This is a genomic window from Bradyrhizobium manausense, from assembly GCF_018131105.1.
Classification (GTDB): Bacteria; Pseudomonadota; Alphaproteobacteria; order Rhizobiales; family Xanthobacteraceae; genus Bradyrhizobium; species Bradyrhizobium manausense_B.
In genome coordinates, this window is record NZ_JAFCJI010000001.1 from 2,865,420 (window position 1) to 2,880,170 (window position 14,751).

Annotated in this window: 14 protein-coding genes; 6 read left to right on the forward strand and 8 right to left on the reverse strand. The window is 64.6% G+C overall.

Annotated features, from left to right (window positions below; all coding sequences use genetic code 11):
- Positions 1-231 precede the first annotated feature (231 nt).
- A complete protein-coding gene (gene dnaG, locus JQ631_RS13655) occupies positions 232-2,259 on the reverse strand; it encodes a DNA primase (RefSeq protein WP_212328600.1) in 2,028 nt (675 codons plus the stop codon).
- Positions 2,260-2,462: 203 nt separating this feature from the next.
- Here dnaG and JQ631_RS13660 point away from each other — a divergent pair, with 203 nt between their 5' ends.
- A complete protein-coding gene (locus JQ631_RS13660; RefSeq protein WP_212326863.1) occupies positions 2,463-3,026 on the forward strand; it encodes a chlorite dismutase family protein in 564 nt (187 codons plus the stop codon).
- Here the strand turns inward: JQ631_RS13660 and JQ631_RS13665 are convergent.
- Positions 3,023-3,421 carry a gamma-glutamylcyclotransferase family protein gene (locus JQ631_RS13665; RefSeq protein WP_212326864.1) on the reverse strand — a complete coding sequence of 133 codons (399 nt, stop codon included), beginning with the start codon at positions 3,419-3,421 and terminating at the stop codon, positions 3,023-3,025. The two genes, JQ631_RS13660 and JQ631_RS13665, sit on opposite strands and share 4 nt — an antisense overlap.
- Positions 3,422-3,498: 77 nt before the next feature.
- A complete protein-coding gene (locus tag JQ631_RS13670; protein WP_212326865.1) occupies positions 3,499-4,410 on the reverse strand; it encodes a transglutaminase family protein in 912 nt (303 codons plus the stop codon).
- Positions 4,411-4,501: 91 nt separating this feature from the next.
- On the opposite strand from JQ631_RS13670, the gene JQ631_RS13675 reads away from it, so the two are divergent.
- Positions 4,502-5,305, forward strand: coding sequence for an N-formylglutamate amidohydrolase (locus JQ631_RS13675; protein ID WP_212326866.1), 804 nt, complete (start codon positions 4,502-4,504; stop codon positions 5,303-5,305).
- Between the two features lie 186 nt (positions 5,306-5,491).
- On the opposite strand, the gene JQ631_RS13680 is transcribed toward JQ631_RS13675, so the two are convergent.
- The 4 genes from JQ631_RS13680 to JQ631_RS13695 form a co-directional block, all read right to left on the reverse strand.
- Positions 5,492-6,475: a DUF3592 domain-containing protein gene (locus JQ631_RS13680; protein WP_212326868.1), complete on the reverse strand. Its 984-nt coding sequence runs from the start codon at positions 6,473-6,475 to the stop codon at positions 5,492-5,494.
- Positions 6,476-6,564: 89 nt separating this feature from the next.
- The gene (locus JQ631_RS13685) at positions 6,565-7,182 is read right to left on the reverse strand and encodes a LysE family translocator (protein WP_212328601.1); all 618 of its coding nucleotides are present in this window, start codon (positions 7,180-7,182) and stop codon (positions 6,565-6,567) included.
- A gap of 50 nt (positions 7,183-7,232) precedes the next feature.
- Positions 7,233-7,778 (reverse strand): hypothetical protein, encoded by a 546-nt coding sequence (locus JQ631_RS13690; protein ID WP_212326869.1) that lies wholly within the window; start codon positions 7,776-7,778, stop codon positions 7,233-7,235.
- A gap of 2 nt (positions 7,779-7,780) precedes the next feature.
- On the reverse strand, positions 7,781-9,229 hold the full coding sequence (locus JQ631_RS13695; RefSeq protein ID WP_212326870.1) for an LVIVD repeat-containing protein: 1,449 nt from the start codon (positions 9,227-9,229) through the stop codon (positions 7,781-7,783).
- 114 nt (positions 9,230-9,343) lie between these two features.
- Between JQ631_RS13695 and JQ631_RS13700 the strand changes: the two genes are divergently transcribed.
- The 4 genes from JQ631_RS13700 to JQ631_RS13715 all read left to right on the forward strand — a co-directional run bounded on the left by JQ631_RS13700 (position 9,344) and on the right by JQ631_RS13715 (position 13,134).
- Positions 9,344-9,658 (forward strand): ArsR/SmtB family transcription factor, encoded by a 315-nt coding sequence (locus JQ631_RS13700; protein WP_212326871.1) that lies wholly within the window; start codon positions 9,344-9,346, stop codon positions 9,656-9,658.
- Positions 9,651-10,121, forward strand: a complete 471-nt coding sequence (locus JQ631_RS13705; protein WP_212326872.1) for an SRPBCC family protein — start codon at positions 9,651-9,653, stop codon at positions 10,119-10,121. Before JQ631_RS13700 ends, JQ631_RS13705 begins: the two co-directional genes overlap by 8 nt.
- On the forward strand, positions 10,118-10,630 hold the full coding sequence (locus JQ631_RS13710) for an SRPBCC family protein (protein ID WP_212326873.1): 513 nt from the start codon (positions 10,118-10,120) through the stop codon (positions 10,628-10,630). Before JQ631_RS13705 ends, JQ631_RS13710 begins: the two co-directional genes overlap by 4 nt.
- Before the next feature lie 257 nt (positions 10,631-10,887).
- Positions 10,888-13,134, forward strand: coding sequence for an ATP-binding protein (locus JQ631_RS13715; RefSeq protein WP_212326874.1), 2,247 nt, complete (start codon positions 10,888-10,890; stop codon positions 13,132-13,134).
- Here the strand turns inward: JQ631_RS13715 and JQ631_RS13720 are convergent.
- Positions 13,131-14,741, reverse strand: a complete 1,611-nt coding sequence (locus JQ631_RS13720; protein WP_212326876.1) for an acyl-CoA synthetase — start codon at positions 14,739-14,741, stop codon at positions 13,131-13,133. The genes JQ631_RS13715 and JQ631_RS13720 overlap by 4 nt on opposite strands.
- Positions 14,742-14,751 lie beyond the last annotated feature (10 nt).

Genomic DNA, 14,751 nt, shown 5'->3' on the forward strand with positions numbered 1-14,751 from the left:
CGCCGGATTTGCCTAACGCTTCGTGAGCCTCTTTGTCGCAGCGGATGCAGGTGAAGTGCCAACAGCTATTGCGCGGATTCATTCCTGACGCGTCTGTTCTGCCTGCGGCCGCCTGGGGGCCAAAGTGCTACAAGACCGTTAAGCCTCGATTAACCCTGTTTTTGCCGCCAAACCTAGGATTTGGCGAGTCTTTTAGCGGTACCTAGCCCGGCCGTCCGCATGATTCTTTCATCACACGCTCTTCTGGAACCGGCCCGACAGCTCGCCAAAACCCTCGATCAGGGCCTCGGTACCGTCGACCTCTCCTATCCGAGCCTTGACGTCACGCAGCCACGCCAAATTGGCCTCGCTGGGGTCCTCCCCCAAGGCCAGCTCGGCGTCCTTCAGCTCCCTAAGTAGTGAATGCCATTGCCGATGCAAGGTAACGAGCTGATGCCAGGTGGCGAGAACGTCGTCCCGTGCCGCGCCCTCGCGGGCGCCCCACACCGCCGCATTCGTGATGCCATTCTCAACTCTTTGAAGAAGCTGAGAAAATCCACCCTTCTCGATGTCAGACCGCATTTTCTCGGCCAGCTCGCCGGGGTCCGATGAGTGGTGATGGTCGTTGGCGAAGGCGGCGATGATGGCGGCCCGCAGCTTGTGGGCCTCGGGGTGGGCGAGCTCCAGGGCGGCCACCTCCTCGAGGTGATCATGCAACAGCCAGGGGTGGCTGATCAGGCATTGCAGGATCAGGGCCTCGCGGCGGGAGATCGCGCTTCTCTGTCCGCGCATGATCGGGCTGGCCGCGAGCTGGGGGCTCGCCGCCTGATAGGGGCCGGAGGGCAGCGGAATCGGCCCCGGCGGGCCGCCGCGGCGACCGCCAAACCCTTGTCCGAATCCCTGGCCACCGAATCGATTCGCCTGCCCGCCGCGGGGCTGGAACGAGCGGCCCCCGCCCCCCTGGCGGAAATTGCCCCGGCCGGCAAAGCCGCCGCGCCCGCCATCGGGAGAGAAGGTGCGCTGGAGCCGCTCGACGAAATCGTCGCGGTAATAGCGCCTGACAACCTCGTCACGGATGCCGTTGGACAATTCCTTGATGCGCGCTTCCAGCGCCGCGCGGCGCTCGGGCGTGGCGAAATTGCCGCCTTCGAGCTCGCGCGACCAGATCATGTCGGCCAGCGGACGCGCCGCCGCGATCACCTCCTCGATCGCGCCACGACCGCCGGAGCGCGCGAGATCGTCGGGGTCCTGCCCTTCGGGCAGCAGAGCAAAACGCAGGCTCTTGCCGGGCGCGAGGAAGGGAAGCGCGAGGTCCGCGGCGCGATACGCGGCCTTCTGCCCGGCGCGGTCGCCGTCGAAGCAGAGGATCGGCTCGTCGGCCATCTTCCAGAGTAGCGCGAGCTGGTTTTCGGTCAACGCAGTGCCGAGCGGCGCGACCGCGCCGGCAAAGCCCGCCGTCACCATCGCGATGACGTCGACATAGCCTTCGACCACGATCAGCGCGCTGCCATCATGGGTGGCTTTGCGCGCGGTCTGATGATTGTAGAGATTATCGCCCTTGTGGAAGAGCGGCGTCTCCGGCGAATTCAGGTATTTTGCCGGAACGTCCTTCTCCAGCGCGCGTCCGCCGAAGGCGATGACGCGGCCGCGCATATCCGTGATCGGAAACATCACGCGATCGCGGAAGCGATCGTAGGGCACGGGAATGTCGTCGCCGCCGATCAGAAGGCCGGTCTCGACCATGTCCTCGACCGAGACGCCGAGCTTGCCGAGATGCTCCTTCAGCGCGAAGCGCTCGGGCGGCGGCGGCGCATAGCCGAGACGGAACTGCAGTTGCGTCGCCGGCGAGATGGCGCGGTCGGCGAGATAGCCGCGCGCTTTTGCACCGACGCGCGACGCCAGCGTTTCCGCGAAGAACTTCGCGGCCAGCTCCATCACGTCATGCAGCGTGCGCCGACGCTGCTCGTGGCGTGCCGCATCCGGCGTCACCGCCGGCAACGGCAGGCCGGCCATGCCGGCGAGCCGCTCGACGGCTTCAGCAAACGGCAGGCCATCGGTCTCCATCATGAAACTGATGATGTCGCCGTGCTTGCCGGAGGAGAAGTCGTGGTAAAAACCCTTCTGGTCGTTGACGTAGAAGGACGGCGTCTTCTCCTGCTGGAACGGCGACAGCCCCTTCCACTCCCGCCCCGCCTTCTTCAGCTTGACGCGCTTGCCCACGACCTCGGAAACCGAAAGCCGGGCACGAAGCTCGTCGAGGAATTGGGGCGTGAAGCGCATGGCCATTGTGTAGCGCGAAACCGTCTGAGTCGGGCGAAGGGATCAGGGATATAGGTGCGGCATCGCCAAAGGCCAGATTTGTCCGGCTTATCCGCGCTGTTCACAGCCCCTTCCCTCATTCCGGGGCTCGCGCCAAGAGGCGCCCCGGAATGACTGAGAGAGACAAGGCTTGAACCCCACCCGGTTCCACGCTTCCATGGGCCATGTTCAGGACCTTTCGGGGTGGCCAGAGCGGGGGCTGGCGCGTGACCTCGATGTCGCCTGTGACGGGCGAGCCCCTGCCCTTCATGCCGGCGCTGTCGGTGACCGACGGCGACGCCGTTGCGCTGCCGCTGGTGCCATCGCGCAATGCCTGGCGCCTGGTCGGCGTGTCGAGCAGCCTGCGCTACACCGAGCGGCCCGAGAAGCAGCAGCTCGCGAGTGTGCAGTCCGACCTCGGCCGGCTGGAGGCGACCAGCGCGGCGCTGATCCCGATCCGCAAATCGCAGGCCTGGTGGGATCTCACGCAGGACGAGCGGCGCAAGATCTTTGAAGACAAGTCGCACCACATCGCGAGCAGCTTGCGCTTTCTGCCCGCGATCGCGCGCCAGCTCTATCACTGCCGCGACCTCGGCGAGCCCTTCGATTTCCTGACCTGGTTCGAATTCGCACCCGCCCACGCCCCGCTGTTCGAGGAGCTGGTCGGAATGCTCAGGCAAACCGAAGAGTGGACCTATGTCGAGCGCGAGGTCGACGTGCGCGTGGTGAAGGAAGTGCTGTCGGCCTAGTGGTCGAGAAAGCGGCCGGACTCGATGTGCGGCAGACCGTTGACGGGCCAGTTGTAGACATAGGTCCACGCCTTGTCCGTGACACCATCCGCGCCGGTCACGTCGACCAGTATGCGCAGATATTCGGTCGGCTCCGGAAAGCCCTCGCCGCAGGCCTCGTACATGTCGAGCTCGCGCAGGAGTTCATCGCCCGCACGCAGGTGAAAGAGTTCGCCATGCACGACATCCGATGACGCGTCGGACAGCAGCAATCCCGGATAATGCTTCACCAGGACGAGCCGGCCCCGGCAGCTCGCTTCACCCAGGAAATCCGCATGCTGCGCCAGCAGCCGCGCCATCGGATGGTCGAAGCCGCGCATCAGGGTGCCGTAGACGAAGAGACGATCGGAGGTCATGGGGGCTCTATAACCGGCAATGATACGGAACGACAGTGCCGCATATTCGCTGTCGTCCCGGCGACAGCGGTGGCTGTTTACAAAGCCTCGGCTTCCAGCGCCGCACCGCTGCGTTCCTCGGCCGCGACCACCCTGACGCTCACGTCCATGACATCGAAGGCGTCCCGGGTGCCGATATAGATGCCGTGCAGCGGGATGGCCTGGCGCGGGTCGCGGGCGACCGCGACGCGGATGAGATTGCGGGTGCCGACGATGCCGTTGGTCGGATCGAACTCGATCCAGCCGGCGCTCGGCAGGTACACCTGCACCCAGGCATGCGTCGAGCCACCACCGACATGGTGCTGCGCGACGTCTTCGGGCACGAAGATGTAGCCGGAGACAAAGCGCGCGGCGATGCCGAGGCGGCGCAGTGCCTCGATCATGAACAGCGCGTAGTCACGGCAGGTGCCGGTGCCCCATCGCAACGTATCGCTCGGGCGCTGCGTGCCCGGCTCGTGACGCCTTCGGTATCCGAACTGCTCGCGGATCGCATGCGTGATGCGGCTCAGGATTGCGAATGTCGGCGACGGTGCGTCCTCGTCAACAAAGGAGCGCGCCCATGCCGCGATCTTGCCCTCGGGATCGGGGTATTGCGGCGTGATGTACTGGACGAGATCGGGCAATTCCACGTCGTCATATGCGAAAGGATAGAAGTAGGCGGGATCGTCGGGCGTCAGCGCGAAGTCTTCGACCGGATCGTGCGCGACCGTGACGTGCCAGTCGAACACCAGCCTGTCGGCGCGCGTGTCGAAATCGACGATCGCGACTGAATTGCCTGATACGTCGTGGATCCAGCGCAGCGACATCGGCTTGGGCGAGATCTCGAGCCTGGAGTCGAGCACGCGCAGATCATGGCCGTCGCTCGGGCGCAGCATGAACCTGTGTTCGCCGAAGGCCACGGGGCTGATGTAGCGATATTCGGTCTTGTGGTGGATCGTCAGCAGCGGCATCGTCGGAAGATCATGGTGATTTTGGGCAGACCCGTTATTAACGATTGTTGCCCAATGTCCGGGGCGACCGCTTTTTCCATAGGCAATCAGGATGGCTTTCAACACAGCCGAGGCGACGGATCAACTCCTTGGCGAAGGCGATATTCCGCCAGTGCATGAGGTGAATGCGGAGGGGGCATCGCCCTTCCTGCTCACATCGGACCATTACGGCCGCATTCTGCCGCGCGCGCTCGGCGATCTCGGTGTGCCCGAGAGCGAGCTTGTCAGGCACATCGCCTGGGACATCGGCATCGCCGGCGTCGCCGAGCGGATGGCAAACATGCTCGGCGCGCATCTGATCGCGCAGCGCTATTCGCGGCTCGTGATCGACTGCAACCGCCCGCCGGGCGTGGCGAGCTCGATCCCCGTGATATCAGAGGCGACGGCAATCCCGCGCAACGAAGGAATCTCCGAAGGCGAACGCGCGGCCCGACGGCGCGAGATCTTCGAGCCCTATCATCACCGCATCGATGCCGCGATCGACAGCCGGCGACATGCAAAGCGGCCGACGGTGCTGGTGTCGCTGCACAGCTTCACGCCCGTCTATGCCGGCGTCTCACGCCCCTGGCACATCGGCGCACTCTACAATCGCGACACCGTGCTGCCGAAGCTGCTGCTAAGACACCTGCGCGCAGAAGGCGATCTCGTCGTCGGTGACAACGAGCCCTATGCCGTGAGCGATCTCAGCGACTATACCATCCCCGTGCATGGCGAGGCCCGCGGCCTCGTCAACACCGGCATCGAGATCCGCCAGGATCTGATTGCCGATCAATCCGGCCAGCAGCAATGGGCCGGGCGGCTGGCGCGGATCTTTGCGGAGATCGAGATGGAGCTGAAGCCGGCGCTGTTGGTTTGAGGCACACTGCGTTCCCTCCCCCCTTGCGGGGGAGGGTTAGGGAGAGGGGTACCACACAAGGACTCTCTCAATCGGCAGCGCGTCGTTTCGAAGACGGACAGATTTTTTGCTTGGCTACCCCTCTCCCCCGCCCTCCCCCGCAAGGGGGGAGGGAGCGCAGCGGAGTGTGCGGCCCGAGAATTTATCTCAACCGCCCCGCGTCGCGACGAACAGCGCGAGCGCGGCGAAGATCGCGGCGATACCCCAGAGCACATAGGCGATGCGTCCGTCGCCGCGGGCATCGAGCGTGGCTTCCGCAGGGTTGTCGGGATTGACGCGAACCTCGACGGCCGCGCCGTCCTGGTAGCGCGACATCAGCTTCTCCAGCATCTTGCTGGAGGCCGACGGCGTGTTGGCCGCGACCCTCGCGCATTCATTGGTGTAGCGAACGTTCTGATAGCTGTAGGTATAGGTCACGCGCTTGCCGAACATCTCGGCGCCGCGCGCTTCACCCGGCTCGCTCGCCTCGTGATATTCCTCCATTTCCGACAGCTTGATCGTGCCCGGCACCACCGGCCAGCGCGTCGCCATCGAGGCCTGCCGCTGCACGGCCCACGCCATCAGCGCGATGACGAGGCCGAATGCGCCGAAGCCCACGACCATGCCCGCGAGATCGGGCCGGCCGATGTGATGCGCGAGCCAGGCGTAGCTCTGGTTGAGGCCGAACGCCGAACCGAAGATGATGGCGACCACGATCGCCGAGCCGATGCCGAGACAGCCCCACAGTCCCTTGGGCAGGTCGCGCTCCAGCACGGCCTTTTCAGGATGGCGCGGATTGTAGAAGACGGTGACGATGCTGCCGGCGGGGTATTTCGCCAGCTTCTCTGCGACCTCGAAATTGCCGAGGTCCTCGCCGATCGAGATGCGGTTGCAGCTCAGCTTGCGACCGCCGACGGAATATTGGTAGGTGACGTTCGCAAAATTGCGGCTTTCCATGCGATAGCCGTCCTCGCGCTCGTCGTCGGAGACCCTGACCTCGCGCAACTCGGCAACCGAGCTGACGACCTTGCCTGACACCTGCGGCCAGCTCCGGGCCTCGCGGGCCTGCCAGCTCTTCACGATGGCGGCAATCAGGATCAGCGCGAGCGGCGCAAGCAGCATCGCGTAGACAAGCGGGGGCAAATTCGGCACGGCAATGATCCTGCGTCAGCGGCAATGCTTCGTTGGACGCAGCGCCGCGGACGAAGGTTCAACCGGCAGTCCCGCCTAACGGATCCTGCTCATTTGGCCCGGATCAGGGCCAGCCAGATGCCGCCACCGATCATGAAGCCGCCCGACACGCGCGACACCAGGCGGGTGCGACGCGCCGAGAAAAAGCCGCGGACCTGACCGGCCAGCAGCGCGTAGATTCCATCCGTCAGGCCGGCCAACACCATGAAGGTGACGCCGAGCACCACGACCTGGGACAGGTGATCCTTGCTCATGTCCATGAATTGCGGAATGAACGCGCCGAAGAACACCAGCAGCTTCGGGTTCGACAATGCGACGATGAAGCCCTGCAGGAGAAAGCCACCGCGCGGGGGCGGCGGCGGCTCGTCAGCGGAGACGCCCTCAACCGGAGAGCGGATCAGCTTGATGCCGAGCCAGACCAGATAGGCCGCGCCGGCAAAGCGCACCCAGTTGAACCAATAGCCCATCGTCGCCATCAGCGTGGTGAGACCGACCGCAAGGACGCCGATCACGATCAACAGCCCCATCTGCACGCCGAGAATGTTGGTGAGCGCCGCGCGGGTGCCGTGGCGCAGGCCGTTGGCGATGACGAGGGTGACGATCGGCCCCGGCAGCAGCGCGAGCGCAATGCAGGCGGCGACGAAGGCGAGATAGGCTTGCATGGACATCATGGGGAGGACTCGAGCTCGGGACGTTTGCGGGCATTAATGCATGGCACTCACTTTCCGTCCAGCGCCGCGACCACCCACGCTGTCATCTCCTGCGTCTCCAGGAATGCCAGCGCCGCATGCTGCATCGCGCTGGCGTCGCCCCGTCCCTGCGCCGCCGCGACGAAGAGATCGCAGCGTCGCGAGAGCGCAACACCGACCGCCGCGTGGCTCGCACCGTCGTGGATCGCGAGATCATAGCGCCGCACCCGGCCGCGCATCTCGCCCACATCCACCACCTCCCCCGGCGCAACAGGCGTGAAGCGCGGGGTGATCAGATCGACATCGGCAACGCGATCGACCTCGTCGTCGTCGGCGACGCCGCTGTCGCAATTGCAGAAGCCGCGCTTGGCGCGGACGTAGAGTTCCGCGCCATCGCAGGCTCCGCCCTCACAGCGAAACGCGCGGCCCGCGGGCCAGCCGTCGCGCGGGAACGGCCAGGCGAGCTCGCGCCAATGCGCAGACGTTGCCGCGGGCTCCGGCGCGAGCTGATACGCCCCGACGCCGGATGCGCCGAGCGCGATCACCGCCGCCGCAATTATCGCCGCGCGCCGCATCGTCAGTTCTTCGGCAGGCCGGCGACGGCCCGCGCCGGCCCGGTCAGCTCGAGGATGTGCAGGCCGGTGTTGGCGCGATCGACGATGTAGATATAGCCGCGCTCGTCGGTCTCGACATTATTGGTCTGGATCGCGACCTTGCAGCGCTCGCCGCCCTCCACCGGAATGCAGCGCTTGTCGGTCGCATTCGTGATCGCCGGAATGAAATAGCCGACCTCCTTGGGGTGATAGGGATCGCGGATGTCGAGCGCGCGCACGCCGGCATTGAAGAAGGCGATGAAGGCCATCTTCTTGTAGTAGACCGGCGCCATGCTCTCGTTCGAGGAATGTGAGCCGAAGCGGCCGCCGCGCTGGCAGAATTGCCCGCTCGCCTCCGGCACCGTGTAGCTCGAGATCATCATCGGCCGCGTCTCGGTGGTGACGTCGGCAAACCACACCATCTGCCGGGCCTCGCCGCATTCATTCAGGATCGCCTCGTCCACGATCATGACGATGTCGCGGGTCTTGCCGTCCTTGTCCTCGCCGAATTCGGCGACGGGCATGTCGAGCATGGGAAATGTGGTGTGAGCGCCGTTGAATGCGGACATCGGCAGCCGCGCGATCTCGGGAAAGCGCAGATTGTCCGGCGTCGGCTCCTTCGGCCCCGTCAGCAGCTTCTCGCGATCGACGATCTGCAGGATGCCGCCCTTGTTGGTGCCGTAGCCGAAATAGACGCGATTGCCGTTGGGCCCGGTCGAGATCGGCCCGTGCAACTCGGTCGGCACCGCGCCGGTCGAGCCTGGCTCCTGACCGGGCAGGCCGAAGTCGCGAATCTTTTGCGGGTGCGCGGGATCGGAGAGATCATAGATCTGCGTCATGCGCCGGGTTCGCCAGTCCGGCGCGCCGGAAACGAGATAGGCAATGCCGGTGTCGCATTCCCACCAGCTCTTGTGCGTGTCCTTCAATCCGCCGATGCGCGTGATCAGAGCGGGATTGGCGGGGTCGGCAACGTTCCAGATCTCGTGCGCCTCGCTGCCGAAGGTGCGCAGCATGTAGACCGCGTTGGGATCGCCTTTCGGCAAGGTCTTGCCGTCGCACACGCGCACCATCTGCGCGCCGCCGGATTCATACTTGCCCTCCTGCCCCGGCAGGTGCCTGAGGTATTTCGGATGCGCGGGATCGGTGACATCGACGATCGAGGTGCCGTTCGGCTCGGCCTTGCCTGTCAGCGGATTGACGGGCATCGGCACGTCGTCGGTGCCCCCGTGATGACCGATATAGGCGATCCAGCGGTCGCCCTGATGATGGATGGTCGGCTGATAGGCGCTGCGCGCCTGCAAATCGTTGGTGCCGACCAGCTTCATGTTGGACGCCTCAGGCGGCGCCCCGATGGTCTGCTGCTTCTGGGCGTGAACAGAAGTGCTGCCGGCGAAAAGGACGAGGGCGGCAGCAGTCAAGACGCAACGGAACATCAAGTCCTCCCGGAACCAATCTGCGTTGGCTGAGATGCAAGGCTAGCACAGCCGTTTGCGCGCGCCAAAGACACATCTTGACATGCAATCATTTAGTTGCCTATCATTCTCGCCATGGATGAAGTCTTCAAGGCGCTCGCCGATGCGTCGCGACGGTCGCTGCTGGACCGGCTCCACGCCAGGAATGGCCAGACGCTGAACGAGCTTTGCGAAGGCCTGGAGATGACGCGCCAGGCGGTGACAAAGCATCTGGTCATCCTGGAAGAGGCCCATCTGGTCACGACCATCAAGCATGGTCGCGAGAAGCTGCACTATCTCAACCCGGTGCCGATCCACCAGATCGGCGAGCGCTGGATCAGGAAATTCGAGCGCGGCAAGCTCGCCGCCCTCAGCGAGTTGAAACGCCAGTTGGAGAAGCGTAATGAGTAAGCCGCAATTCGTCTATGTCACCTATATCGAGACCACGCCGGAAAAGCTGTGGGAAGCGCTGACGTCGAGCGACTTCACGCGTCAGTACTGGTTCGGCGCCGAAGTTCGCTCCGACTGGAAGATCGGCTCGCCTTTCGCGCTGACGCTCGACGGGGAGGTCACCGATGCAGGTGAGATCCTGGAGGCCGATCCGCCGCGGCGCCTCTCCTATAGTTTCAAGCATCTCAAATATGAGGAACTGCGCGGCGAGCCGATCTCGCGCGTCGTCTTCACCATCGAACCGTTCGGCTCGCTCGTGCGTTTGACCGTGTTGCATGACGGCTTCGTCGAGGGCGGCAAATATCTCGGTGCCGTCTCCAACGGCTGGCCGGCGATCCTGTCCGGGCTCAAGAGCCTGCTGGAGCGAGGTCAGGTTCTCGCCATTCCGCGCACGGCGCTCAACAAGGGGTTCGACGCAAAATGAATCTCGATCAGTTCAAGCCGCTGACGGTCTACACCATCTACATCGCTTCGACGCCGGAGAAGGTGTGGGAAGCGCTGACATCGGCCGAGTTCAGCAAGCAATACTTCTTCGGCAACGCCGTGGAAGTCGAGCCGCGACTCGGCGGCGCCTTCATCCTGCGCACGCCCGACGGTGCCGTGCATATCAGTGGCGAGGTGCTCGCCTGCGCTCCGCCGCACAAGCTCGCGGTGACATTCAACGTCAACTGGCCCGAACTGATCGAGAAGCTGGGGCCGACCCTCGTCACCTACGACATCGAGCAGGTTGGAGACGCGGTCCGGCTGACGATGAGCGAGGGCCACGATCGCCCGCTCAGCGACGACATCCTGTCCGGCGGACGCTCGGGCTGGCCCGCGATCCTGTCGAGCCTCAAGAGCCTGCTCGAGACCGGCAAGCCGCTGGTCGTCAAGATGGGTCCGCCGCAACGGATGCTGGATGCGCTGAAGACGATGGGGATCAAGACGCCGTAGCTTCTGTCGTCTCGGGAGCGATCAGCAGCACCACGCCCCGCGCGATCTTTCCTTGCACGCAAACCGCGGTATTAGCCCCGCTGCGCGCACGCGCAACGTGGCGGCGAGAGTAAGATTGTAGTGGCGCCGCGATGCACGCGCCGCGAAATGTCGGCCGTCAGTACGATTTCCAGCCGATGCCTATGGACTGAGCGGAGGATCGTGCCGCAAATTGCTTCGCCGAACGAACACGCGCGAAGAGCGGACTCGCCCGACCGATGAGCCTGCGTACCCGGTTACTGATCCTCGTCATCGCGGCCATGCTGGTGCCGGCGATCCTCGTCGGCCTGCGCTTCGTGCAAAATCGAACCAGCGAGATCAATGCGGCCCTGGCCAATCTGGCTGCATCCGCCGACGACATTGCAGCCGACCTCGGCGAGAAGATCCAGGGCACCGCGCAGCTTCACTACGGCCTCGCCCGCGCCCGCGATCTCGACACGCGCGACAAGGCGGCATGCTCGGCGTTTCTGTCCGACGTGCGCGAAGAATATCCGCAGTTCACGGGCATCCTGACCATCGATCCCGACGGCAGCCTGTTCTGCGACTCGCTCCGGACCAACCGCACGCTCGACCTGAACGATCGCGCCTATTTCAAGCAGGCGAAGGTCTCGCAAGGCGTTGTCGCCGTGGAGCCCGTATTCGGGCGCCTGACCGGATTGTCGGTGCTCCAGATCGCCTATCCCGTGCGCTCGGATGCGGGAGCGCTGAGGTTCGTTCTGCTCGCCTCGTTCAACCTGAACAAATTCGCTGAATTTCACGACAAGCGTTTGCTCGCCCAAAAGGAGATCCTGCTGGTCGACAGCAAGGGCACCGTGCTGGTCGCTCCCAAGAGCGGTGGCTGGAACCACCCCGTCGGCGCGTCGATCGCGGGTTCCGAGCTGTTCCGCTTCGCGGCTTCCCCCGATGGCGAGGCGTCTCGCGAGGTGACCGACCGCGACGGTCCCACGCAGGTCTGGGCCGTCGCTCGCTCGCCGTCGATCCGCAAGGCCGGCCTCTATATCATGGTCGGACGGTCCAAGGACGGACTGGTCGCCGCCGCAAACCGCCGGCTTTACGAGGATATGGCCATCCTCGCGGTGGCATCGCTGCTGCTGCTCGCCGGCGTCTGGATTCTTGCGACCGTCAGCGTCGGGCGCCAGGTCGGCCGGCTCGCCACGATGGCGAAGCGGCTTGGGCTCGGCGATCTCAGCGCACGCATTCCCCCGCCGCATCCGCGCGGCGAGCTCGGCGGATTGATGATGCTGCTCAACGGCACCGCCGAGTCGCTCGAGCAGCAACGCGCCGCCATCGCGGATCTCAGCCACAAGCTCAGCCAGTCGCAGAAGATGGAAGCGATGGGTCAGCTCACCGGCGGCGTGGCGCACGACTTCAACAATCTTCTCACCGTCATTCTCGGCAACTCCGAGCATCTCGCCGACAGGCTGGCAAGCAACAGGGAATTGCACCGGATCGCCGGCGACATCGCGACTGCGGCCGAGCGCGGCTCCGACCTGACGCGGAGCCTGCTCGCCTTCGCGCGCAAGCAGCCCTTGAGGCCGCGCGAGATCGACATCGCCGAGAAGGTCGTCGGCATGGAGCAATTGTTGCGCCGGACGCTTGGCGAGCACATCGAGTGCAGTTTCGCCTTCGGCGCGGAACTGTGGCTGACCAGCGTCGATCCCGGCCAGATCGCAACCGCGCTGCTCAACCTCGTGCTCAACGCGCGCGACGCCATGCCCGATGGCGGCAGGTTGACGGTGGAGGTGTGCAACATTTCGCTCGGTCCGTCCGATCTCGACGTCAACGGGGAGCCGCGGCCCGGCGACTACGTCATGGTGGCCGTGACGGATACCGGCTGTGGCATGGCAGCGGAAGTCGCGAGCCGTGCGTTCGAGCCATTCTTCACCACCAAGGAGGTGGGCAAGGGCACGGGCCTCGGCCTCAGCATGGTCTACGGGTTCGCCCAGCAGTCCGGCGGACTCGTGCAATTGCAGTCCGAGCCGGGGCAAGGCAGCGTGGTCCGACTGTTCTTCCCGCGCATCGCTGCGACGCAGAACGAGGAGCCGACACCTGCAGAGCGGATTGCCGCACCGGCCGGAAGCGAGACCATTCTCGTCGCCGAGGACGACGACATGGTGCGAGCCTATGTCGAGAGTGAGCTGCGGACGCTGGGCTACCGCGTCATCGCGACCTCGAACGGGCCCGCGGCGCTGGAAGTGCTGCGCCAGTCCGCCGACATCGATCTGTTGTTCACCGACGTCGTGATGCCGGGCGGCATGTTCGGGCCGGAGCTTGCGCGGCAGGCAACCGCCTTACGGCCCGGTCTCAAAGTGCTCTTCACCTCCGGCTACAGCCAAAATCCCGTCAAGGCGCCCGACGGAATCGACGCCCGCATTCTGACAAAGCCGTTCAAGCGGCAGGATCTTGCCGCGATGCTGCGGTCCGCTCTTTCGACGACACCGCGCCAGCGTGGCAGGATACGCTAACCTCTCGCCCGCAGTTCGCGCCGCAACACCTTGCCCGTCGCCGTCATCGGCAAGGTCTCGGCGAACTCCACCAATCGCGGATATTCGTGCGCTGCAAGTTGCACCTTCACGAACTCCTGGATCTCGCGCGCGAGCGCATTGCCGGCCGCAAAACCCGGGCGCAGCACGATCCAGGCCTTGATTGATTCCGTGCGGATCTGATCGGGAATGCCGACCACGGCGGCCATCGCCACCGACGGGTGCTTCATCAGCGTATGCTCGATCTCGGATGGGCCCACACGATAGCCGGCGGTGGTGATGACATCGTCCTCGCGGCTGACGTACCAGAAATAGCCGTCCTCATCCTGCACGCCGAGATCGCCGGTCAGCAGGAACTCGCCGGCGTATTTCTTCGCCGTCGCCTCCGGATTGCGCCAGTATTCGATCATTGTGACCGGACACGGCTGGCGCACGCCAATGATGCCGCGCTGGCCGCGTGGCTGCTCCTCGCCCTTGTCGTTGACGACGCGGACGTCGAAACCCGGCGTCGCCTTGCCCATCGAGCCCGGGCGGATCGGAAACAGATTGGAGTTGCTGCCGATCACGAGATTGCACTCGGTCTGGCCGAACACTTCATGGGCGTCGACACCAAAGGTCTCTCGCACCCAGCCGAGCAATTCACCGCCAAGCGATTCACCGCCGGTAAAGATGCTCCGCAGCTTGACATCAGGATGTTTCACACCGGCCTGCCGCATCAGCTTCAGCGCGGTCGGCGGCAGAAATACGTTGCGCACACCGAGATCGGCCATCATCTGCATCGCCGCCTGAGGCTCGAATTTTCGCGCACGATGGCCGACCAGGGGAATGCCGTGATACCAGAACGCGAACAGACCGTTGACGAGACCGCCGATCCAGGCCCAGTCCGCCGGCGTCCACATGAGATCGCCGGGCCTCGGCAGGAAGTTGTGGCACATCTCGACGTTGGGGAGATGACCGAGCACGACGCGATGTGCATGCAGCGCGCCCTTGGGATTGCCCGTGGTGCCCGAGGTGTAGATGATCACAGCGGGATCATCGGCCGAGGTATCGACGCGCCTGAAGTCGGGCGATGCACTCTTCACCGCATCCCGGAACGATTTTGTGCCGGCAGGCGCATGGTCGCCAACAACGTAGACGTTCTTCAAATCCGGCAAGCGATCGCGGATCTTTGCGAGCTTCTCCCAACCGCCCTCGTCGGTGACAACGGCCCTGGCCTGCGAATTCGACAGGCGGAATTCCAGCGCATCCTCGCCGAACAGCGCGAATAGCGGGATCGAGATCATCGCCGAACGAAACGCCGCCATATGCACGATCGGCAATTCCAGCGATTGCGACAGGAACACCGCGACGCGATCGCCGCGCACGAGGCCATCCGCCTTCAGCACGTTGGCGAAGCGACGCGACATCTCCGCGACCTCGTCAAAGGAAGTACGCGTGGAGGCACCATTCTCATCGACGTAAACAAGTGCCAGCCGCCCGCTGCCGTCGGCATGACGATCGCAGCACGCCTCCGCTATGTTGAAGCGCGCCGGAATATCCCAACGGAAGTCGCGATAGAGTTCGTCATAGGTTGCGGCTTCGATCAGCATGGTCAGTCGT